Consider the following 21276-nt stretch of genomic DNA (forward strand, 5'->3'; position numbering starts at 1 on the left):
TTTTTTTTTTGTTCTCCTCTCGCGCGGGGGTGGTGGGGGGGCCCCCCCCCCCCCCGCCCGCAACGCTCACGACCCGATTTTGGTGAGGGAGGCCCTCGCCCCTCGCACAGCCTGGTGTGTGGGAAGTAGGTCGTTCAACGCCCCAAAACCCACTCGCCAACCACACAAACGCCACGTTCACCACTCTGACCGCAGCACCCCCGTTCGTGCCGTGCCCGGCACACCCACGCCAGGGGTGGGTCGTCAAAACGCCGGTTCTATTGAGGGGAAAGTCAACGCACCGGCCTTCGATTCCGCGGCCAGGGCAGATGAGGGCCTAGCCTTCACCACGCAGAGCGTGGTGAAGGCTCCCTTCACCACACCGATTTGTGTGAGTTCTGGGGCGGGGCTGGACGGGATGAACGGGGTGTTTGCGTCGCTCGCTCAGCGTTGTGGCGTTCATTCCTTCAGTCGCCCTTCCGCTCACGAGTCCTTTAACCCTCGATGCGGGGGATGCGCTGTGTGACCTCGGCGTCGGCCTCGGGGTGCGCCTTCTTCTCGCGGCGCGCCTTGAGCCACTCGAGCCCGATCGGGACCACGGAGACGAGGACGATCAGGATGAAGATCGCGTCCACGTTGTTCTTGATGAACTCGATGTCACCCAGCAGGTAGCCGAGCACCGTGATGCCCGCGGCCCACAGGATGCCGCCGATGACCGTGTACGTGAAGTAGCGCTTCGGGTCCATCCGGCCGATGCCGGCGATCCAGGTGATGAACGTGCGCACGAACGGCACGAACCGCGCGAGCACGACGGCCTTCGGGCCGTGCTTCTCGAGGAACGCGTGCGTCTTGTCGACGTACTCCTGCTTGAAGAACTTCGAGTCCGGGCGCTTGAACAGCGCGGGGCCCGCCTTGTAGCCGATGAAGTACCCGGTCACGTTGCCCAGCAGCGCGGCGATCGTCACCAGCACGCAGACCAGCCAGAGCGGCGCCTTGATGGTGTCGTTCGCGATGAACAGCCCCGCGGTGAACAGCAGGGAGTCACCGGGCAGCACCGGGAAGACGCTGCTCTCGATGAAGATGATGAGGCACAGCACGGCGATGACCGTCGTGGTCAGGCCCGAAAGCAGGTGCTGCGGGTCGAGCCACGAGGGCAAGAGGGACATCTGGACCGTGGACTGCGCGAGGATCACGACAAAAACGGTACAGGGTCACCCTGAGTGCGGGCTTACAGCAGGGTGAGCAGCCCGACGACCGAGCCTGCGGCCAACCCCAGCAGCACCGCGAGCACCAGGATCCACACCACCGGCAACGGTGACTGCGTGGGCACCACCGGCTGCCGGACGGTCGGTGGCGTGACCTCTTCGGTCGACGAATCGAGGGCGGCCCGCTCACGTTCGAGCGAGTCCGCGCCGGTGCCCGACAGCAGCCCGTACTGCAGCGGGGGCATGCTGCCGGCCGTCGACTCGACCGGTGTGGTGGACGGCGCGAAGACGGCCTGCGCGCGCAGCGCGTCGGCCAGCAGCCGTTCCGGGTCCTTCCCCTCGCTCATGACCCCACGGTAGCTGTTCCGACCTCGGCGACCCACTCACCCTTGCGGAGGACCTTCGACGGCCGCAGTTCGTCGTCGAGCACGACGATGTCCGCGGCCAGCCCCGGCTTCAGCGCGCCGGTGCGGTCGGCGATGCCCAGCAGTTCGGCGGGCTTGCCCGAAGTCGCGCGCACCGCGCTGAGCAGGCCGAGTTTCGCGCCACGGACCAGGTTGCGGAACGCCGTGTCCATGGTCAGCGTGCTGCCGGCGAGCGAGCCGTTTTCGGCCAGCGTCGCGACGCCGCCGCTGACGTCGACCTCGAGGCGTCCGAGCCGGTAGCTGCCGTCGGCCGCGTCGGTCGCGGACATCGCGTCGGTGATCAGCACGGTCCGGCTCAGCCCTGCGTGCACCGCCGCGATGCGTAACACGGTCGGGTGAATGTGGACGAGGTCGCAGATCAGCTCGACCGTGATGCGCTCGTCGTCGAGCAGCGCGCCGATCGGGCCGGGTTCGCGGTGGTGCAGCGGGCGCATGCCGTTGAACAGATGCGTCGCGACGGTCGCGCCCGCGTCGATGGCAGGCCGGATCTGCTCTTCGACGCCGTCGGTGTGCCCGAGCGCGGCGATCACGCCGGACTCGGCGAGCTGGCGGACGGCCTTGACGCCACCCTGCAGCTCCGGCGCGAGGGTGACCATACGAACAGCGCCGCGGCCCTTGGCCAGCAGCGCGTTGATGGTCGCCGTGTCCGGTTCGAGTAGCGTGTCCGGGTCGTGTGCCCCGCAGCGCGCCTTCGAGATGAACGGGCCTTCGAGGTGGATACCGGCGATCTCGCCGTCCTCGTGCAGCTCGCGCAGCGCGGCTATCTGCTCGCAGAGCAGGCGGATCGGGTCCGACACCAGGCTCGCCATCATCGTGGTCGTGCCGTGCCGCCGATGCGCCCGCACCGCGGTCAGTATCTCCTCGGGATCCCCGCTGGAGAATGATCCGCCGCCACCGCCGTGGCAGTGCGTGTCGATGAAACCGGGCACGACCAGTGCCCCGCCCACGTCCACATGGTGCCCGTCGGGAGCTGTCCCGCTACCAATCTGCTTGATCAGCCCTCCGGAGACGGCAATCCAGCCATCGTCCAGTAGACGGTCCGGGCCTGCCACCCGGCCGCCCGTGATCACAAAGTCTCCGGCGCCCTTCACGCACCCCAGCATATATTGGTCTGGACCAGACATGGCAGATACAACTTTGCGGTTTGATACGGATCACCGGGTCAGTTGGAGGTCTGCATGGCCTTTTGCAGTGCTTCAAGCGCCCGGCTGGCGGTTGACTTCACGGTACCCTTCGAAATACCGGCGGCTTCCGAAATCTCGGCCTCGGACAGCCCGCCGTAGTAGCGGAGCACCAAAACCTCGCGCTGACGTGGGGGAAGCTTCGAAAGGGCGCTGACGACCGCCTGGTGTTCGGTGGACAGCATCGCGAGGCTTTCGGCCGATCGAGCGTTCACCGCGTGTGGTGGGACGTACTCGCGAGCGGTCTTGCGGCGGCGCAGCACGCTGCGTGACCCGTTGACCACGGCGGTGCGCAGATAGCCGATCGCGGCGGCCGCGTCACGCAGATTGCCCCAGTTGCGGTGCAAGCCGGTAAACGCTTCCTGTACGACGTCCTCCGCCGTCGCGGGCTCGTCGACGAGCAGGATCGCCAGGCGGACCAGGCGCATGCGGTGCTGGCGATAGAGGTCTTCCAGTGTTAGCGGCGCCGGGGCGGCTTCCCGTGCGGGTACCGGCCCGTCGATGATGCGAAGGTGTCCGAGTGTGGCTTCCACACTCCGCTCCGCGCTGCCCTCCAACATGTGCCCCGCCTGTCGTTGACCCTGGATATCCGCCCGCTCAGCCTATCGGGTCGCCCGGGTATTGCCACAGTTCAAATTGTGAGACGCCCAGCTCACGGGCTGGACGCGACTCGGTAGCGTCTCAACGTACCGCTAGCGCTGCCAAGGAGATGTGATGGCCTGGTTCTTCGTCGAAATCCGCTACGTGCAAGAGAAGTACGGCGATGTCCGGCCCCGGCACCGTGAATTCCTCACCAAGCTCGCCGCCGACGGCGTGGTGGCGGTCGCGGGCCCGCTCACCGACGGCACCGGTGGGGTGACGCTCTATCAGGCGGAGGACGAGACCGCGTTGCTGGAGATCATCAACCAGGACCCGTACTACCTCGAGGGCGCGGTGGCCGAGCGGACGATCCGCGGCTTCAACCCGGTGATCGGCGCCTGGGTCCCCGCGTGACCCTCGGCTGAAGCGGCGCTGTGGTGCGGTGCCGCACGGCGCCCCACCACAGGCCGCTGCCGTAGGCGAGATCGTCGATCCGGTGAAAGGCCACGTACCTGACCGGGTCGAGTTCCCCGCGATGCTGCCACCAATCGGCGACGCCTTCGGCCAGCGCGGCGACGGCGATCGCCCGCCGGATCCGGCGTGAGAAAAGCGCGCCTGCCAGTGCGAGCGGCCACCAATGCCTGGTCAACGCGCCCGCGGTCTGCCAGGCGGCGCCGGTCAGCGTCATCGCGTTGAGCCGCGCAGCCGTCTTCACCGGCTCGCGCACCATCTTGAGAGCGCGCGCCAGGCGTGCGGTGCTGACCGCGGTGATGACCGCCGCCAAGACCGTAGCCCAGCGCTTTTGGCTGGTCAGGAGCACGCAGACGGCCGCGGCCCACACTGGGAGATTGACCGGCGGGACCGTGCCAGGATGCCGCAGCGCCAGTTGCGCGGCGCCGGTTCCGTAGAACGCCTTCCGGCCGAGCCACGGGCCGAGCGTGTCGCGATGCTCGTGCGCGACGCGCGCGGCCGGGTCGTAGACGAGCCGGTGGCCGTCGGCGTGCAGGCGGCAGACGAGGTCGACGTCCTCGGCGACCCGCATCTCCTCGGCGAAACCTTCGCCGACCGCGGATACCCGGACGAGCATCGCCGCGCTCGGCACGTACGCGACCCGCGTCCTGGGGACGATGAGCGCCTCGTCCGGACCGAGATCGAGCGAGGATCTGGCATGTTCGTACCTGGTCAGCGCGTTTTCGCCGAATTTGCGCAAACCGATGATCCTGGGCGCCGCCAGCGCGACGCGTGGATCGTCGAAGTGCGCGAGCAGCGTCTCCAGCCAGCCCGGTTCGGGCACGACATCCGAGTCCAGGAACGCGACGATCTCGTGCCGCGCGGCCTTGAGGCCCGTGTTCCTGGCGGCCGCGGGCCCGCGGTTGGTCTCGTGGCGGAGTGCGCCGGGCACGGGGATCGACGACGCGTCGTCGACCACGATGACCTCGGAGTCCTCGGGCAGGTCGAGCGCGTCGAGCAGGCGTCGCAGCTCGGTGCAGCGATTGTGGACGGGGATGACCACGGAAACCGGGCGCGTGCTCGTGGCCTGGTTCTTCGGGTGCGCGGCGCCCGCGGCGAGCAGCTGATCGGCCAGTTTGGCCGTGGCCGGGTTCGTGACCGTGAGCTCGTTGTCCTTGAGCAGCTCACGGGCGGTTTTCGAGAGCCGCAGCAGTCGCGGGGGTGCGCCGCCGAGCAGGGTTTCGTCGTCGAGCCAGCGGACGCCGGCGTCGAGCCGGACGGTCCTCACGCGGTGAACCCGCCGTCGGTGTGCACGACCGTGCCGGTGATCGAGGACGCCGACGGCGAGCACAGGAACGCGATGACCTCGGCGATCTCCGCCGGATGCAGTATCCGGTCGATCAGCTGGTGCTGAGCGAACTCGCCGATGCTTTCGAGGCCGTAGAGGTCGGCCGAGGCGGCGAGCATGGGTGTGTCGGTGGAACCGGGCGAGACCGCGACGGCCGTGATTCCGGTGCCGCGCAGATCGGTCGCGAGCCCGCGGACGAGCCCGACGACGGCGTGCTTCGCGGCGTTGTAGGCGGCGAGCCGCCACAGTCCGCGATGCCCGGCGGCTGACGCGAGCGCGACGAACCGGCCGTGCCGTGGCTCTTCGCTGGTCAGCATCGCGGGGATGACCGCGCGGGCGAGGTTCGCGACACCGCGGACGCCGATGTCGAACAACGCGTCCCAGTCCTTGTCCTCGGTTTCCCACAACGGCTGGCCGCCCGCGATGATCGCGGCGGCGGCGATCGCGGCGTCGATCCGGCCGAACTCGTCGAGCGCGACATGGACCGCGCCGGTCAGCGCGTCGGCGTCGCGGACGTCGGCGACGACCCCTCGGACGTTGGGCCAGGCGTCCGCGAGCGCGAAAAGCTCGGCGCGCGTGGCGAGCGGATAGCCGACATGCGGGTCGTCGGCGCAGAGGTCGACGGCGACGACGTCCCAGCCGTCCTTGGCGAGCTTCTCGACGGTCGCGTGGCCGATACCGCGCGCCGCGCCGGTGACGATCGCGACGGTCATCGGAGCCGCCCGTGCGAGTCGGGCTGCCAGCGTTCGACCGCCGCACGCAGGCCGGTGACCAGCGCATTCAGCAGTTCGTGGCCATGCTCGGCGGTGGCCCCTGTCGGGTCGCCGAGCACGCCGTTCGGGCTGAGTTCGCGCAGTTTTCCTTTGCGCAGCGAGGGCATCAGGTCCTCGAGCGGCGCCGTGTTGCCAGGCGCCGCTTTGCCCATGTCGACCGTTTCCGGCGCGATGGCCAGCATCAGCGAGGTCTCGGTGTGCCCGGCGTGCGCGTCGCCTTCTGGTGGCGCACAAGCGAACCACGCCGTTTCGCGGTGCTCGTAGCGCAGCAACCGGATCGCCGAGACGAGCGCGGGCACATTGCCGCCGTGCGCGTTGACGAACACGAGCTTGTCCGCCCAGCGGCAGGCCGACCGGCCGAACTCGACCACCACGGTCCGGAGCGCGTCGTGCCCGATGGAAACCGTGCCGTCGAACTCCTCATGCTCACCGGACGATCCATAGGCGAGCGCGGGCGCGACCAGTTCGCCTGCTCCGGTGGCGACGGCGGTCGCGATACGGGTGTCGGTGTCGAACGGCAGATGCGGGCCGTGCTGCTCGCACGAGCCGGTCGGCACGAGCAAGGTCCCGCTCATTCCAGGTACCCGTGTTGCCGCAGGTAGGCGAGTAGTTCGGCGGCGCCGGCCTTGGCATCGGCGGGGTGGACGAGCCGCGGCGGGTCGTGCTCGGCGAGCGCGCCGGTCAGCGCGAGCAGCCGGGTGTGCGGCTCGGCGCCTTCCGGCGGCGGCACGCGCCGGGTACGCGGGCTGAAGCGTCGCGTGCTCTCGACGATTACCCGAATGTCTGGTGTGGACAGAGCTTTGTGGACGGTGATGGACGCCTTGCGCGCGGCGAGCAGGCCGGGCAGCGACGCGCGGCGCAGGCGTACGTCGGCAGGCTCGACCGAGCAGACCGCGGGCAGGCCGACCGCGAGGCGTTCCCGTCGGCCGCCATCGAGCCGGCGCTCTACCAGCAGCTTCCCGTCCCAGGCGACGGAGAGTGCGCCGAGTGCTTGGCGGGCGTTGAGCGCCGCGGCGAGGAACGCGGGGGTGGCGCCGGTACCGCGATCGGCCGAGTGATCGCCGCAGAGCACGAGATCCGGGGCCGGGATCGCGTCGGCCAGCGCCCTGGCGACGCGGGAACCGTCGTCGGTCTCGTCCTCGGTGAGGTCGACGCGCAGCGCGTCGCCGATGCCCGCCGCGAGCGCGGTGCGGAGCACGGCTTCGGCAGGCTCAGGGCCCGCGGTGACGGCCAGCGTCTGGGCGTCGAGCTGCTCGGCGAGCCGCAGCGCGTGCTCGAGCGCGCATTCGTCGGCGGCGCCGAGCCCGCTGGTCAGCGCCTCGATCCAGCGCAGAGCGACCACGATCAGCACGGCTCACCCCTTCCGGAAGGTGACGCCGTCGCCACCGTCGGGGTAGGTCCAGCTGATCGCGCCCTGCTTGTTGCACAGCAGATAGCAGGTGCCGCACTCGAAGCACTGCTCGTAGTTGAACAGGATGCCGCCGTCGGTGGTGGGCACGAACAGGTTCGCCGGGCACGCGTGCACGCACTCGCGGGTGGTGCAGGAGTTGCAGATCTCGGAGTCGACCTCGATGTGCGCGCGCTGCGAGACCTGGAAGTCCACTGTGGACATTCGGTCCTCGAAGGAGATCTCTGGGTAGTCCATCGGCCCGCCTATCCGTACGCCCGGAACCCGGCGACCGCGTCCTTGACCAGGTCGCGTAGCCGGATGCCGTGTTGTTTCGCGCCGCGCCGGAAGAGCTTGCGCAGACCTGGCTTTGGCTCTGGGTTGGTGACCTGGAACAGGTTCTCGACCAGATCACAGATCATCGCCGGGTACTTGTTCTGCACGCGGTCGCCGAGCAGCAGTTCCGGCGCGCCCTTGAGCTTGCGGTGGTCGGCGAGCACGAACGACTCGTGCAGCATGCGCTCGTACTCCGACAGGTCGGTCGTGTTCTTGGCCAGCGCGTTCGCCGCCGCCCGGCCCGCGTACATGCCGGAGCCGATGGCGAAGTTGACGCCCTCCAGCCAGATCCCGGCCGCCAGGCACATCGCGGCGGCGTCGCCTGTGATGAGGATGCCGTCGCCGGTGAGCTTCGGCATGGTCTTGTAGCCGCCCTCGGGGATGAGGTGCGCGGCGTACTCGATCAGCTCGCCACCCTTGACCAGCGGCGCGATGGCCGGATGGCGTTTGAGGTCGGCGATGAGCTCTTCGGGGCGGACCTTCGCCTTGCCGAGTTCGGTCAGGCTCAGCACGACGCCGACGCTCACCGAGTCGAGGTTGGTGTAGAGGAAACCGCCGCCCGCGATACCGCGGGTGCCACCGACGAGTTCGATGTCGACGCCGTCGGTGCCGCTGACGCCGAACCGTTCTTCGATGGTTTCCCTTGGCAGCGCGAGGGTTTCCTTGACGCCGAGCGTGGTGTGATGCACCTGGCCGTCCGGGTACATGCCCGCCTGTTTGGCGAGGAACGAGTTCACGCCGTCGCAGGCGATGACGATCCGCGCCTTCAGATCACCGTCCGGGCGGTCCGTGCGGACGCCGACGACGCGGCCGTTTTCGGTGAGCAGGCCGGTGACCACGGTCGAGGTGATCAGCTCGGCCCCGGCTTCCTCGGCCTTCGAAGCGAGCCAGGCGTCGAACTTGGCGCGGTGCGCGGTGGCGCCGTTGTAGGGCGGCTTGCCCCAGTTCTCGGTGCGGAAGTCGAGGGTGAGGGACTGGGTGGGCGTCATGAGCATGGTCTGGCGCCGGGTGACCCAGCGTTCGACCGGCGCTTCTTCCCACCAGTTCGGGATCAGCTCGTCGAGGATGCGGCCGTAGATCACGCCGCCGTAGACGTTCTTGGCGCCGGGGAAGGCACCGCGCTCGACCAGCGCGACGTGATGTCCTTGCCTCGCGAGTTCCAGCGCGGCGGCCGAGCCGGCCGGTCCCGCGCCGACGACCACGACGTCGAAGGTGGTGGCGTTCGCGGTGGGTTGTGCCGTCTTCGTCGCCGGACCCGCGTGCTCACTCATGCGTGATCTCCTTGGCGAGTTCGGCCAGTAGTGCGGTCGCGTCGGTGACGATGCCGAGATCGGCCATGGCGGTCATCGGACAGCTCGGATCGGTGTTGACGCTGACCAGGTGTTTCGGCGCACCAAGGCCGCCGATGTGCTGCGCGGCCCCGGAAATCCCGAACGCGATGTACAACTCGGGATCGACGACGACCCCCGTGGTCCCGATCTGCCGCTGATAGCTGGCATGCCCCGCATCGGTGACCACTCGCGTCGCGCCGACAGACGCTTTCAGCGCATCGGCGACCTTCTCAAGCAACTCGATGGCTTCCTTGCCGCCGTTCTTGGTAAGCCCCGCTCCGGCTCCGAGAATCCTCGGCGCCTCCGCGAGGTCCGCGGTCTTCGGGTCCGGGGGAAGCACTTCGAGCACCTCGGCGTCTTGTGCGGGCTGCTCGGGCCAGTCGAGTTGGGTGCGTGACTCCTCACTGGCGCTCTGGACCGTGCGTACCCCTGGGATCAACGTCGCGACGAACGGCCCGTCGACCTCGACGTCGACCATGGTCTTCGAGCCCCACCGCGCGAGCCTCGCGCCGGTGCGGTGAATCTCGATCGCACCGGCGAGCAGCGGGATGCCGAGCGCGAACGCGAGTCGTGGAGCGAGGTCCCTGCCGTCGGGCGAGGCGGGCAAAATGACGGTCTGACCTGGGGATTTTCCAGTTTTCCACAGTTGCTCTCGGGTGTGGACAACTCCTGTGGATGGGGGTGTCGTGGCCTGGGGTGGCGATAGACTGTTGTAGGGCTGGCCCCCAGGGAGGGTGGGGGGCGAACTTAGTACCTGGGAGCTCGCTGACCTGCGGAAATGCTGAGCCAGGACCGCTGCCCAGGCAGACGGGGCGTAGTCGCCGGCTTCGGCCAGGATGGCGTGCCGCAAGGACGTCAGGGCGTCGGCCGCGGCTTGGGTGCCTGAGCCGATCAGGAGTGCGTGACCGCCGGCCTCCGCGCAGGCTTCGTCGGCTCCGGCGGGGAGGGTGCCGTCGCGGACCGGGATCAGGGCGATCACAGTGCCGCTCCCGCTCGGTGGCCTTCGATGACCGCGGCGTGGGCTCGGCGCGGGGTGAGGCAGTCGCCGACGCGGAATGCCGATACGTCCATTGTGGACAGTTCGGCCCACAGTTCGTCGGCGGGGCGTGCGTGCACCGCGAGCACGATCCAGTCGGCGGCCATTTCGAGGTTTTCGCCGGTGGTGTGGCGCAGTACCTGCAGCTTGACGCCGTCACCATCAGCCTCGGCGCCCATGACGACCAGGTCGGTCTGCTGGCCGATGCCCTTGGCGTCGGCACGGACGTTCCAGGTTTCCATGTCGAGGGTGATGCCGAGGTCCTGGCCGACGACCATGCCCGAGGTGATCAAACGCACCGAGCAGCCGCGGTCGGCGAGCAGTTCCGCCGTCGAAGTCGCTTGGTGGAAGCCGAGATCGTCGACGAGTACGACCGTCCCTTGTGGACTCGCCGAGCCGTCGAGCACGGCGCGTACGTCGACGATCCGCTCCAGCGAGCCCGCCCACCAAGGCCGGTCCGGGTGTGCGCCGGTGGCCAGCACCACCGCGTCGGGACGTTCTCGGCGCACCAGGTCCAGGTCGGCGTCGACACCCGTGCGGATCTCGACGCCGAAGCGCTGACATTCGGCGTGCAAGTTCCGGGTGATGTCGAGGAACTCCGCCCGTGAGGGGACACTCGCGGCCAGCGCGACCTGGCCGCCGGTTTGCGAAGCCTTCTCGACCAGTGTGACGCGGTGTCCGCGTTGCGCGGCGGTCGAAGCGGCCTGAAGACCCGCCGGACCGCCGCCGATGACGAGCACGTTCCGAGGACGCACGGTCGGCATCGGCAACGGGGTCGCTTCCTTGCCGGTGCGCGGATTTTCGATGCAGCCAAGCCAGCGGTTGAGCCCCATCCGCCCCACGCATTCCTGGTTGCACGAAAGGCAGGTCCGGATGTCCGTGGCATGCCCGGCACGCGCCTTGCGCACGAAATCCGGGTCCGCGATCTGTCCGCGCACGACGCCGATCAGGTCGCAGTGCCCCTCGGCGAGCGCGCGGTCCGCCTGCACCGGGTCCTTGAACCGGCCGACGCCGACCACCGGGATCCGCACCTTGTCCCTGATCGCGCTCGGGATGAACATCGCGTAGCCGGGCGGGATGTGCATCGACGCCTCGATCATGTACAGCGTCGCGGTCGCCACGCCGATCGAGGTGTTGATGTAGTCGACCTTGCCGGTCGCCTCGACGAGCTGCGCGATCCGCACCGCCTCGTCGATCGTCGTGCCGCCGTCGATCAGCTCGTCGCCGCAGATCCGCACGCCCAGCGCCAGCCCTGGGCCGATCGCCGCGCGCACCGCTTCCACGATCTCGATCAGCAGCCGCGACCGGTTCTCCAAGCTACCGCCGTAGTCATCGGTACGGATATTCGTGGCCGGCGAAAGGAAACCACGCACGATCGACGAGTGTGAGCACTGCAGCTCGATCCCGTCGAAGCCGCCGAGCGCGCAATGCTCGGCCACCACCGCGTAGCCGCGGACGATCTCCGCGATCTCCCGATGCGTGACGGCCTTGGGCACTTCGCGGAACATCGGGTCGGCCACGGGGCTCGGCGCCCACACCGGCAGCCGCGAGTACATGCTCGACGCCTGCCCGCCATTGTGGTTGAGCTGCGCGAAAATCGGCACGCCGTGCGCGTGCACCGCCTCCGTGATCCGCTGGTACCCCGGCACCACCGACGGGTTGAAGCCGTGGATCAGCTTCTCGTACGGCCAGTCCGTCGGATGCGTCGAGTGTTCCTCGGTGATGATCAGCCCGGCCCCGCCGACCGCGCGCGCCGCGTAGTACGCAGCGTGCTGCTCGCTCGGGTGGCCGTCCTCGGCGTAGTTGGTCAGGTGCGCGGAGAACACGACCCGGTTCTTCACCGTGACCGGCCCCAGCTTGAGCGGCGTGAACAGATACTTGTACTGCCCGCCGCTCATCGCACACCCGCCGCGCGCCGTCCTTCGAGCACGGCCTCATGGACGGTTCTCGGCGCGACGCGGTCGCCTGCCGAAATCGCGTCCGGATGCGCCAGCGAGTCGTCCGGCAGCCGATGGCCGCAGTCGATCAAGGTGGCACAGGGGATTTCACGGCGTCGTGCCGTGAACCGGTCCTCGACCACCAGATGCGCCGGGTGCACTTCGCGCAGCAGCGTGGCCTTGTGCAGCGTGACGCCCGCCTGCTGCACCCGGCGGTTCGCGTCGGCGAGATCACCCGTGATCGCCAGCAGCGTGCCGACCACCTGGTCCTGCGTGATCAACGCGGTCTCGCGGCCGGACGCCGCCACCAGCTCGGCGGTGCCGACCCCGATCGGCCCGCCAACGGGGTCGAACACCACGACCGGACCATCCGAGACCAACGCGCCCGCCTCGTAGAACTCTTGGTACCCAACGACATGTGGCTCGCCGACGACCGAGTAGGGCCGCCGGCCAGGCTTGCTCCCGGTGGCCAGCACGATCACGTCCCCGTTCCGCGAAGCCTGCTCCAGATCGGCCGCGGTGCTCTCGGTCTTCAGCCGGACGTCCACGCCGAGCGCGGTCACCTGCGCGATCAACCAGTCCACAAAGGACTGGAGACGGCCGCGTCCGCCGACCTTCGCGGCGAGCGCGAGCGCTCCGCCCAGTTCCGCCGCCCGCTCAGTGAGCCGGACCTGATAACCACGCAAGGCGAGCACTCGTGCCGCTTCGAGCCCGGCCGGGCCCCCGCCAACCACCAGTGCGTGTCCATCATGGGGCGCGCCGCTCTCGATTCCGGGGTCGGTGCTCTCGTGCCCGCTGCGGGGCTCGGCGGAGCAGGTGACGAGTGGATTGCGGTTGTCGCGGACCATGCATTTCGCGTTGTCCAGCGAACACGGCCTGATCGAGTGCCCGGCGCGGACCTTCGACACGAGCGCGGGATCGGCGATCTGCGCGCGCGTCATCTCCACCAGGTCGGCGACCCCGTCGTCCAGCGCCCACTGGGCCTGACCGGGGTCGACCACACTGCCTTGCAGCACAATGGGAAACGTCGCGACCGCCCGGATCCGGCGGCTCAGTTCGATATTGAATCCCGGCTCGGTGTGCAGGTCCGGTCTGGTAGCGGAGGTGCCCATGGCCGAGCCGCGAACGACCGCGAGGTAATCGACGTCCAGCGACCGCACCAGCTCGACGGCGTGCTCCGGCGTCACTCCCGCCCAAGGCGCCAGCTCGTCGCACGACAGCCGCAGACCCAGAATCCCGTTGCCGAGCACGCCTTTGACGGCCGTGAGGACTTCGCGCAGTAGCTTGCCTTTGTCCTCGCCCCAGTCGTCGCCACGCTGGTTCGTCAGCCCGGAGAGGAACTGCCGAAGCAGGCTGAACTGCCCGGCGTTGATCTCCACACCGTCCACACCGGACTGGACGGCGACGCCGGTCGCGCGCGCGAACCCGTCGATCAGCGCCTGGATCTGCCCGGCGTCCATTTCCAACGGCAGCTCGCGGCTCGCGACATCCGGTACCCGCGACGGTGCCCACAGCGCATCCTGCGAATACGCTGTCGACCCCTGCGAACCGGAATGCCCCAACCCGGCGAGCACCAGAGTCCCATGTGGACGGCACGCCTTGACGATCGCCGACCAGTCGCAGTCCGCCGCCAGCGGCGCACGCTCATACGGCCAGTCCGACTCGTGTACCGAGGCGATCTCGGTGACGATCACCCCAGCGCCGCCCTCGGCACGCGCCTCGTAGTAGGCGACGTGACGCGGGGATAAAGCCCGCCTTATTCCGAGATTGGTCTCGTGCGGCCCGAACAGCACCCGGCTGGGAGCCGTCCGTGAGCCGAGCTCGACGCTGCCGGTGAGACTTGCCATCGTTACGCCAAACCTGCCAGTGGGCTCGTGTCGCACGCGCGGTCCGGCACGCGGACGCGAATGGACGGAATGCCCAGCGAGACCCGTCGTGAGTGGTCCTGGCTCGGCTTCGGCAGCGCGTCACCGTCGCGTGTGGACAGTGCGTGTTCGCCGTGTCCCTTGACGCATTCGGGATCCGGCCCGTCCAGCGGCAGCCCGGTGAAGAACTTCGCCGCCATGCAGCCGCCCTGGCAGCTGTCGTAAGCCGAGCAGGAGTTGCACGCGCCGCCGGTCTGCGGCCGCCGCAAGTCCTGGAACAGCGCGGATTCCCGCCACACAGTCCCGAAACCGTCGCCGCGGACGTTGCCTGCCTTGAACACGTCGTGGATCGCGAACGGGCACGCGTAGACGTCACCGACCGGGTCGATCAGGCACACGACACGGCCGGCGCCGCACAGGTTCAGGCCCGGCAGCGGCGACGAGCCCAGTGCGTTGAGGTGGAAGAACGAGTCCCCGGTGAGCACCTTTTCGCCATTCGCGACCAGCCAGTTGTAGAGCTCCAGCTGCTGCGCGGCGGTTGGATGCAGGTCGTCCCAGACGTCCGCGCCACGGCCCGATGGGCGCAGCCTGGTGATCCTCAGCTGGGCGCCGAAGTCGTCCGCGATTTCTTTGAATGTGTCAAGTTGACCGACATTGTGTCGGGTCATCACGACCGAGATCTTGAAGTCCTTCATGCCCGCGTCGGCCAGATTGCGCAGCGCGCGCATCGCCATGTCGTACGAGCCAGGCCCGCGGACGGCGTCGTTGACCTCGCGGGTCGCCCCGTCGAGTGAAATCTGGACGTCCACGTAGTCCGTCGCGGCCAGCTGCCTGGCCCGCTCGGCGGTGATCTTGACGCCGTTGGTGGAGAACTTGATGCCCACATGGTGCGCGATCGCGTAATCCAGCAGCTCCCAGAAGTCGGAGCGCACGGTCGGCTCGCCGCCGCCGACGTTCACGTAGAACACCTGCATCCGCTCGAGCTCGTCGATCACGGCCTTGATCTCGTCGGTCGACAGTTCGTTCGGATCGCGCCGCCCTGACGAGGAAAGACAGTGCTCACAGGCCAGATTGCAGGCGTAGGTCCACTCCCACGTCAGGCAGATCGGTGCGTCGAGCCCGTACTTGAACTGCTCGACCAATGGGGCGACTACGGCGGTCACGAGCCCTCCACGATCATGTCGGTGGCGGCCAGGGAGTCGAGTGCTTTGAGAAAGCTCGGGGCGCGCCCGTCGGGCAGCTCGGTGAGCGCCGCGCGCAGGCTGGCGTGCGTACCCAGGGTTTTGACGAATTCGACCAGGTCAGGGGCCTTGAGAAAAGACAGCTTGCGGTTGCCGAAGTGGTACGCGAGCGCCCCGAACGGCTCAGGCCGCAAGGCCACGCTGGGGTTCAGGCGATACGGCTTGTCCAGGTCGAGTGCCATGCCCGTGCTCAGTACACGCCGCACATGCCGTCGATGGAGACCTCTTCGACGAGGAGCTCTTCGACAGCGGGGGCCTCTTCGACTTCGCGCTCTGCTTCGGGCATGGTGTGCTCCTCAGTGCGTGCTCTAATCGACGAGAACGACGGTAATGGCACTCAGTGCCAAATGGAAGGGGTGAGTGTCCGCGTGCCTGTTGAGAGCCCTGACGGCGCTCGCCACAGTGGCCGCCGCAAGATCACCTCGAAGGGCGAACTGGAGCACATCGCGTTCGCGCTGTTCGACGAGCGCGGCTTCGATCACACCACGATCGACGACATCGCCGCCGCCGCCGGGATCGGCCGCCGGACGTTCTTCCGCTACTTCCCGTCCAAGAACGACATCGCCTGGGGCAGCTTCGACGAGCAGCTGGTCCACATGCACGCCCGCTTCCGCGCCTGCGCGCCCGAACTGCCGCTGATGGACGCCATCCGTGACGTCGTCGTCGGCTTCAACAGCGTCGAGCCGGAAGAGGTGCCCTGGCATCGGCGACGGCTCTCGCTGATCTTGAATGTGCCCGCGCTGCAGGCACATTCGACGTTGCGGTACGCCGATTGGCGGCGCGTGGTCGCCGACTTCGTCGCCGAGCGGCTCGGTCAGCCCGCGAATTCCCTTGAGCCGCAAGCGATCTCGCATGCCGTGCTCGGTGTCGCCGTCGCGGCCTACGAGCAGTGGCTGTCCGACGAGGACGCGGAACTCATCCCGTTGCTGGACAAAGCGTTGCGGGACTTGGCATCCGGGTTCAAGGACGTCTAGATGTCGAGCTTGACCGACTCGCGGTCGACGCAAACGCGGACGGGTGTTCCTTCTGAATCGGGAATCGCGCACGTTCCGCAGAAGCCCTGACGGCACGAGTAGGCGACGCCGGGAATCGCCTCGCGCAGGACGTCCAACGCCGAGCGATCGGCTGGCACTTCGAGCGTCCGGCCGTCGCGTAACGTGAGCTGAAACGGCTTGCCCGCCACGATCGGCGGAGGCGAGAATCGCTCGTAGAACACGATTTCCTCGGTCGCTTGCCGAACGCCGGTGATCATCGGAATCGGCCCGCAGCAGTAAATGGCAGTGCCGGGTGCCGTGTTCTCCAGTAGTTCAGCGCCGGAGACCGGCATGCCGAACTCGGAATCCGGCCGGACGAAGATCCGCGATGAGTCCAAAGCGGACAGTTCGTCGAGGAACGGCATCGAGTCGCGGTCGCGTCCGGCGTAGACGAGCCGCCAGTCCGCGCCGGTCGCGTCGGCGTGGCGGACCATGGGCAGGATCGGCGTTATCCCGATCCCGCCCGCGATGAACAGGTACTTTTCGGCTGGCAACAACGGAAACGCCGTGCGCGGGCCATGGGCGGTCACTCGGGTGCCTGGCGTGAGCGAGTGCGCTTCGGACGACGCGGCGCCGATTTTCCGCACCGCGATGCGGTAATGCGACAGGTCGGCCGGATCGCCGCACAGCGAGTACTGCCGGACGAGGCCCGACGGCAGCGTCAGGTCGATGTGCGCACCGGGACGCCACGAAGGCAGCGAGCCGGTGAGCCGCAGGCTGACCACATCGGACGCTTCGGCGCGGATGTCGTCGACCGTCAGGCGCAGTCGCCGGTCGACCGCGCGAACCGGCGGACGGCGGCGGCCGCTCCAGGTGCTCATTTTCGTATACGCGGCAACGACTCCGGACAGGGTCGACATCAGCCGGTCGCGCCGGGCGCTGCCATCCAGCCGCTCGGGGTAGGTCATCGTCATCAGGCTGCGTCGGCCGCCCGTGCGGCAGGCGAGTTCGCGAGATACGCCACGGCCTGCGCGGTATTGCCGGTGTCGGCCGGGTTGTACGAACGCCGGAAGTACGGCGTGATCTCACGCAGCAGCTGACGTCCCGTCGGCAGCAGGCCGCGCTTGGACGCCTGGAAGTAGGTGCGCCACCGCGCCTTGCCCGGTCGCGTCGGGTCGTTGCGCATCAAGAATCGCGTGCCACGCAAGAAGATCCACGCCAGCACCGGCGTCACCGCGAGCATGCTGCGCACCCGCCGGGTGTACCGCCCGTCCAGGTGCTGGAACAGGTCGTACGCCACCGAGCGGTGCTCGACCTCCTCGGCGCCATGCCAGCGCAGGAGATCGAGCATGGTCGGATCGGCGCCGTCCAGCGGCGCGTCGAGCACCCACTGGCCGAGGAACGCCGTGTAGTGCTCGATCGCGGCGACGACCGCGACCCGCTCGATGATCCATTCCTCGCGGGCCTTGCCGGTGAGATTCCGGTCGCCGAGCAGCCGCCGGAAGATCCACTCCATCTGCGCGATGTACGGGCGCACGTTGACACCTGCCGCTTCGAGATGCGCGGCGGCGCCGTCGTGCGCCTGTGCGTGCATGGCCTCCTGGCCGATGAAGCCGAGCACGTCCTCGCGCAGCCTGTCGTCCTTGATCAGCGGGACGGCCTGCTTGAACAACTCCACGAACCAGCGCTCACCCTCGGGCAGCGCGATGTGCAGGACGTTGATCGTGTGCGTGACCTGCGGTTCGCCAGGTACCCAGTGCATGGGCAGCGAGGCCCAGTCGAACGCCACGTTCCTGGCATGGAGCACCAGGTGCTCGTCTTCGTTCACCGTGACCTCCGCAGGCGCTGAGCAGGTCGGACGGGTACATGTTACCTGAGGTAACACCTACTTTCTAGTAGGTGCCGCCGAGCTTCCCGTGATCCCAGCTGATCACCTTCGTCGGCTTGAAGATCAGCCCGATCCGCTTGTCAGCCTGCGCGGTGATGAACGCCTTGAGCTCGTCGGGCACCGGGTCGCCCGGCTTGCCGCCCGCGTACCGCTGCGTCAGCGCGATGCCGATCTCGATGATCCGCTCGGTGTCCTCGACGAGTTCGACCTCGGCTTCGAGCGAGACGCCACGGAGCTTGTCGTAACTGTCACCGTCTTCGATCAGCACGGTCGCCTCGGGCAGGCGGCGCAGGTTCTTCGCCTTCTGCGAGGTGCCGTACGTCCAGGTCGCGACGCCGTCGCCATGCGGGAAATACCAGAGCGGCGCCAGATGCGGCCGCCCGTTCGGGTTCATGGTCGCGACGTTGATGACCTTCTGCTCGTCGAAGTACGTGCTGATCTCTTCCGGTGTCATGCGGATCTGATCACGGCGGGACACGGTGCCTCCTAGTGGCGGGTGGTCGCGGCTCGTCCAGCATGCCCGGTCACGGAAGCCTCGTACGCGCCACGCTCTTCGATGTCCTTGAGCGCGGCGCGGTCTGCGGCGGGGACGCGAGTGCGGGAGCCGAATTCGATGATCGGCGGCAGGAACGCGCGGATCAGTTTCAACGCGCCGACCCAGCGCGGCACGTGGATCGTGCGGCCGCGCCGCATGATGCCGTCCTCCAGGCAGTCGAGCGCGGTGGACAGCGGGTACGTCTTGCCGATCAAGCCGGGCATGCCACTGCGCAGCTTCCCGAACACCGGGTGCGCGTCGGCGCTTTCGACCAGGTCGGTGCGGATCCAGGTCGGGTGCGCGACGCCGACCTTGACGCCGAGATGCGCGACCTCGGCACGCAGGCTGTTGGAGAACGCCTCGACGCCCGCCTTCGCGGCGGCGTAGTTGGCCATGCCGGGCGCGTGTGTGATCGCGGCGAGCGAGGAGATCGCGAGCAGGTAGCCCTTGCGCTCGATGACGTGCGGCAAGGTGACCCGGAACGTGCGCCACACGCCGAGCAGGTCGACCTCGATGACCTTCTCGAACGCGGCAGGGTCGACCGAGCGGACGAAGCCGGTCGACGCGATGCCCGCGTTGGCGATCACGATGTCGATGCCGCCGAAGTGCTCCACGATGCCCGCGGTCGCCTTTTCGAGCGCGGCCCAGTCGGTGACGTCGGCTTCCCATGACTTCGCGTCCGCGCCGATCGCCTCGGCGACCTTGCGCTGCTCCTCGGCCTCGATGCCGACGAGTGCGACCTTGGCGCCCTGTGCGGCCAGCCGTTCCGCCAGCCCGGCCCCGATGCCGCGGGCGGCACCGGTGATCAGCACGACCTTGCCCTTGACGGTGTTCCTGGCCACGACGCCTCCTTGCTCAACCCCTTGGCCAGGCACGCTACCCGAACTTACCCCAAGTAAGCTACCCGTCAGTAGGCTGAGGTGAGCGCTTCGACCTCATCGGCGGTCAGGTCGAGCGTGAGCGAGGGCAGCAGGTCGGCGAGCTGCTCTGGCGTGCGCGCGCTCGCGATCGGCGCGGCGACCGTCGGCTGGGCACGCAGCCAAGCCAGCGACACCGCGGCCACCGGGACGGAGTGAGCCTGCGCGATGTCGTCGAGCGCCGACAGCACGCGTTCGCCGCGGTCGTTGAGGTAAGCCGCCGCGCGGGGAGCCCGCGGGCTGTCGGACGGAGTGTCCGCCGAGCGGTACTTTCCGGCGAGGAAACCCATGGCCAGCGCGAAATACGGCAGCGTCGTCAAGCCCTCGCGGGCGATGAACGGCGCCAGGTCCTGCTCATAGTCGCGTTCGAGGAGGTTGTAGTGCGGCTGCAGCGCGACGTAGCGCGCGTAGCCTGCGCGGTCCGAAATGGACAGTGCTTCGGCCAGCCGCGTCGCGGTGTAGTTCGACGCGGCGATATGGCGGACTTTCCCGGCCTTGACCAGCGCATCGAACGCGCTGAGGGTCTCCTCGAGCGGGGTTTCGTCGTAGTCGCGGTGCGCGTAGTAGAGGTCGATGTGATCCGTGCCGAGCCGCCGCAGCGAGTCGTCGGCCGCCTCGGCGATGTTCTTCGCCGACAGGCCGGGCCGCTCGGCCCAGCTGCCCACCTTGGTCGCGATGACCATGTCGTCACGGCGGCCGCGGCGCGCGAGCCAGTTGCCGATGATCGCCTCCGACTTGCCGCCCGAGTACACATCGGCCGAGTCGATGAAGTTGCCGCCCGCCTCCGCGTACGCGTCCAGCACCGCGAACGACTGCTCCTCGTCGGCCGTCCAGCCGAAGACGTTGCCGCCGAGATTGAGTTCGCAGACCTCGAGTTCCCCGATTTTCGCCATGACCAGAAGTTAGCGGAATGAATCCCGCCGACGCCCGGGTTGCAGGGGACATGACCTTCGAAATCGGCAAGATCGGCGTCTGGCGCCCGAAGCAGCTCACCGACGACAAACTGGCCGTCCGGCTGGAAGGCCTCGGCTACGGCGCGCTGTGGGTGGGCAGTTCTCCGTCGCTGGTCAGCGAAATCGGACAGCTCGAGAGCCTGCTCGCCGCGACCAGCACCCTCGTCGTCGGCACCAGCATCGCCAACATCTGGTCGGACGACCCGGCAAGCGTCGGCGCGGGATATCACCGGCTGGCCGACAAGTACCCCGGCCGGTTCCTGCTGGGCATCGGCGCGGGACACCCAGAGGCGACCCAGGAGTACAAGAAGCCTTATCAAGCACTGGTCGACTACCTCGATGGCCTCGACGCGGCAGGTGTGCCCGTCGAATCCCGTGCGCTCGCCGCGCTCGGCCCCAAGGTGATCAAGCTGTCCGGCGACCGTACGGCGGGCGCGTTGCCGTACCTCACCACCCCCGAGCACACCCGGCAGGCGCGCGAGCTTCTCGGCGCGGACAAGCTGCTGGTCGCGGAACAGAAGGTCGTGCTCGGCGAAGAACGCGAGCGCGCGCTGGCGATCGCCAGGGAAGCCGTCCGCAACCCGTACCTCAGCCTGGTCAACTACACGACCATGCTGCGCAAGCTCGGCTTCACCGACGAAGACCTCGCCGACGGCGGCAGCGACCGGCTCATCGACGCGCTCGTGACGCAGGGCGACGCGGAGACGATCGCGCGTGGCCTGCGTGCCCACTTGGACGCCGGCGCGGACCACGTGGCCGTGCAGGTGCTCGGCGAGAACCTCGACTATGCGGCGGTGATCTCAGCGTTCCGCTGACCTCGGGAGTTTCGCCTGGTCACGGGGGTCGTGAGTGTTGCGAACGGTGCTAACCCGCGGCCACACACCCCCAGGGGGCCCGAAAATTTAATGTTTAAATGTGACCACCCCGGTAGAATAT

General features: G+C 68.3%; 24 protein-coding genes. 3 read left to right on the top strand and 21 right to left on the bottom strand.

All coding sequences use genetic code 11. The features are described from left to right. Positions 1–473: 473 nt before the first annotated feature. The 4 genes from ACFV15_RS11705 to ACFV15_RS11720 form a co-directional block, all read right to left on the bottom strand. Positions 474–1172 (bottom strand): DedA family protein, encoded by a 699-nt coding sequence (locus ACFV15_RS11705; RefSeq protein ID WP_378350167.1) that lies wholly within the window; start codon positions 1170–1172, stop codon positions 474–476. Positions 1173–1207: 35 nt separating this feature from the next. Then, positions 1208–1531, bottom strand: coding sequence for a hypothetical protein (locus tag ACFV15_RS11710; protein ID WP_378350168.1), 324 nt, complete (start codon positions 1529–1531; stop codon positions 1208–1210). Then, a complete protein-coding gene (gene nagA / locus ACFV15_RS11715; RefSeq protein ID WP_378350279.1) occupies positions 1528–2679 on the bottom strand; it encodes an N-acetylglucosamine-6-phosphate deacetylase in 1152 nt (383 codons plus the stop codon). The genes ACFV15_RS11710 and nagA overlap by 4 nt, the downstream gene beginning before the upstream one ends. Positions 2680–2771: 92 nt before the next feature. After that, the gene (locus ACFV15_RS11720; RefSeq protein WP_370945615.1) at positions 2772–3350 is read right to left on the bottom strand and encodes an RNA polymerase sigma factor; all 579 of its coding nucleotides are present in this window, start codon (positions 3348–3350) and stop codon (positions 2772–2774) included. Between the two features lie 154 nt (positions 3351–3504). On the opposite strand from ACFV15_RS11720, the gene ACFV15_RS11725 reads away from it, so the two are divergent. Then, the gene (locus tag ACFV15_RS11725; RefSeq protein WP_378350169.1) at positions 3505–3783 is read left to right on the top strand and encodes a YciI family protein; all 279 of its coding nucleotides are present in this window, start codon (positions 3505–3507) and stop codon (positions 3781–3783) included. Here ACFV15_RS11725 and mftF read toward each other — a convergent pair. From mftF to mftA, 12 genes are all read right to left on the bottom strand, one after another. After that, on the bottom strand, positions 3749–5107 hold the full coding sequence (gene mftF / locus ACFV15_RS11730; RefSeq protein WP_378350170.1) for a mycofactocin biosynthesis glycosyltransferase MftF: 1359 nt from the start codon (positions 5105–5107) through the stop codon (positions 3749–3751). The genes ACFV15_RS11725 and mftF overlap by 35 nt on opposite strands. Further along, a complete protein-coding gene (locus tag ACFV15_RS11735; protein ID WP_378350171.1) occupies positions 5104–5880 on the bottom strand; it encodes a mycofactocin-coupled SDR family oxidoreductase in 777 nt (258 codons plus the stop codon). Before ACFV15_RS11735 ends, mftF begins: the two co-directional genes overlap by 4 nt. Next, the gene (gene mftE, locus ACFV15_RS11740) at positions 5877–6515 is read right to left on the bottom strand and encodes a mycofactocin biosynthesis peptidyl-dipeptidase MftE (RefSeq protein ID WP_378350172.1); all 639 of its coding nucleotides are present in this window, start codon (positions 6513–6515) and stop codon (positions 5877–5879) included. The genes ACFV15_RS11735 and mftE overlap by 4 nt, the downstream gene beginning before the upstream one ends. Then, positions 6512–7291 carry a mycofactocin-associated electron transfer flavoprotein beta subunit gene (locus ACFV15_RS11745; RefSeq protein WP_378350173.1) on the bottom strand — a complete coding sequence of 260 codons (780 nt, stop codon included), beginning with the start codon at positions 7289–7291 and terminating at the stop codon, positions 6512–6514. Before ACFV15_RS11745 ends, mftE begins: the two co-directional genes overlap by 4 nt. A gap of 3 nt (positions 7292–7294) precedes the next feature. Continuing rightward, positions 7295–7585, bottom strand: a complete 291-nt coding sequence (locus tag ACFV15_RS11750; protein ID WP_091288615.1) for a ferredoxin family protein — start codon at positions 7583–7585, stop codon at positions 7295–7297. Positions 7586–7593: 8 nt separating this feature from the next. Then, a complete protein-coding gene (locus tag ACFV15_RS11755) occupies positions 7594–8934 on the bottom strand; it encodes an FAD-dependent oxidoreductase (RefSeq protein ID WP_378350174.1) in 1341 nt (446 codons plus the stop codon). Further along, positions 8927–9601: a mycofactocin-associated electron transfer flavoprotein alpha subunit gene (locus ACFV15_RS11760; protein ID WP_378350175.1), complete on the bottom strand. Its 675-nt coding sequence runs from the start codon at positions 9599–9601 to the stop codon at positions 8927–8929. The genes ACFV15_RS11755 and ACFV15_RS11760 overlap by 8 nt, the downstream gene beginning before the upstream one ends. Positions 9602–9969: 368 nt before the next feature. Further along, positions 9970–11928, bottom strand: coding sequence for a mycofactocin system FadH/OYE family oxidoreductase 2 (locus ACFV15_RS11765; RefSeq protein WP_378350176.1), 1959 nt, complete (start codon positions 11926–11928; stop codon positions 9970–9972). After that, positions 11925–13814 (bottom strand): mycofactocin system FadH/OYE family oxidoreductase 1, encoded by a 1890-nt coding sequence (locus tag ACFV15_RS11770; protein ID WP_378350177.1) that lies wholly within the window; start codon positions 13812–13814, stop codon positions 11925–11927. Before ACFV15_RS11770 ends, ACFV15_RS11765 begins: the two co-directional genes overlap by 4 nt. A 2-nt stretch (positions 13815–13816) precedes the next feature. Beyond that, positions 13817–14995, bottom strand: a complete 1179-nt coding sequence (gene mftC / locus ACFV15_RS11775) for a mycofactocin radical SAM maturase (RefSeq protein ID WP_378350178.1) — start codon at positions 14993–14995, stop codon at positions 13817–13819. After that, complete coding sequence (gene mftB / locus ACFV15_RS11780; protein WP_378350179.1) at positions 14992–15255, bottom strand: mycofactocin biosynthesis chaperone MftB; 264 nt, start codon at positions 15253–15255, stop codon at positions 14992–14994. Before mftB ends, mftC begins: the two co-directional genes overlap by 4 nt. An 8-nt stretch (positions 15256–15263) precedes the next feature. Beyond that, positions 15264–15359, bottom strand: a complete 96-nt coding sequence (mftA, locus tag ACFV15_RS11785) for a mycofactocin precursor MftA (RefSeq protein WP_091288609.1) — start codon at positions 15357–15359, stop codon at positions 15264–15266. Positions 15360–15420: 61 nt separating this feature from the next. On the opposite strand from mftA, the gene mftR reads away from it, so the two are divergent. Next, positions 15421–16047: a mycofactocin system transcriptional regulator gene (mftR, locus tag ACFV15_RS11790; protein WP_378350180.1), complete on the top strand. Its 627-nt coding sequence runs from the start codon at positions 15421–15423 to the stop codon at positions 16045–16047. On the opposite strand, the gene ACFV15_RS11795 is transcribed toward mftR, so the two are convergent. The 5 genes from ACFV15_RS11795 to ACFV15_RS11815 all read right to left on the bottom strand — a co-directional run bounded on the left by ACFV15_RS11795 (position 16044) and on the right by ACFV15_RS11815 (position 20280). After that, positions 16044–17021, bottom strand: coding sequence for a PDR/VanB family oxidoreductase (locus ACFV15_RS11795; protein ID WP_378350181.1), 978 nt, complete (start codon positions 17019–17021; stop codon positions 16044–16046). The two genes, mftR and ACFV15_RS11795, sit on opposite strands and share 4 nt — an antisense overlap. Then, the gene (locus ACFV15_RS11800) at positions 17021–17875 is read right to left on the bottom strand and encodes a metal-dependent hydrolase (protein WP_378350182.1); all 855 of its coding nucleotides are present in this window, start codon (positions 17873–17875) and stop codon (positions 17021–17023) included. Before ACFV15_RS11800 ends, ACFV15_RS11795 begins: the two co-directional genes overlap by 1 nt. Before the next feature lie 64 nt (positions 17876–17939). Next, entirely contained in the window at positions 17940–18413 is a 474-nt protein-coding gene (locus tag ACFV15_RS11805; RefSeq protein WP_378350183.1) for a pyridoxamine 5'-phosphate oxidase family protein, read from the bottom strand. Positions 18414–18421: 8 nt separating this feature from the next. Continuing rightward, positions 18422–19312, bottom strand: coding sequence for an SDR family oxidoreductase (locus ACFV15_RS11810; protein WP_378350184.1), 891 nt, complete (start codon positions 19310–19312; stop codon positions 18422–18424). Positions 19313–19377: 65 nt separating this feature from the next. After that, positions 19378–20280: an aldo/keto reductase gene (locus tag ACFV15_RS11815; RefSeq protein ID WP_378350185.1), complete on the bottom strand. Its 903-nt coding sequence runs from the start codon at positions 20278–20280 to the stop codon at positions 19378–19380. 50 nt (positions 20281–20330) lie between these two features. Here ACFV15_RS11815 and ACFV15_RS11820 point away from each other — a divergent pair, with 50 nt between their 5' ends. Further along, complete coding sequence (locus ACFV15_RS11820) at positions 20331–21155, top strand: LLM class F420-dependent oxidoreductase (RefSeq protein WP_378350186.1); 825 nt, start codon at positions 20331–20333, stop codon at positions 21153–21155. The last annotated feature ends 121 nt before the right edge of the window (positions 21156–21276 follow it).

The sequence above is a fragment of the Amycolatopsis sp. NPDC059657 genome (genome assembly GCF_042734395.1).
GTDB lineage: Bacteria > Actinomycetota > Actinomycetes > Mycobacteriales > Pseudonocardiaceae > Amycolatopsis.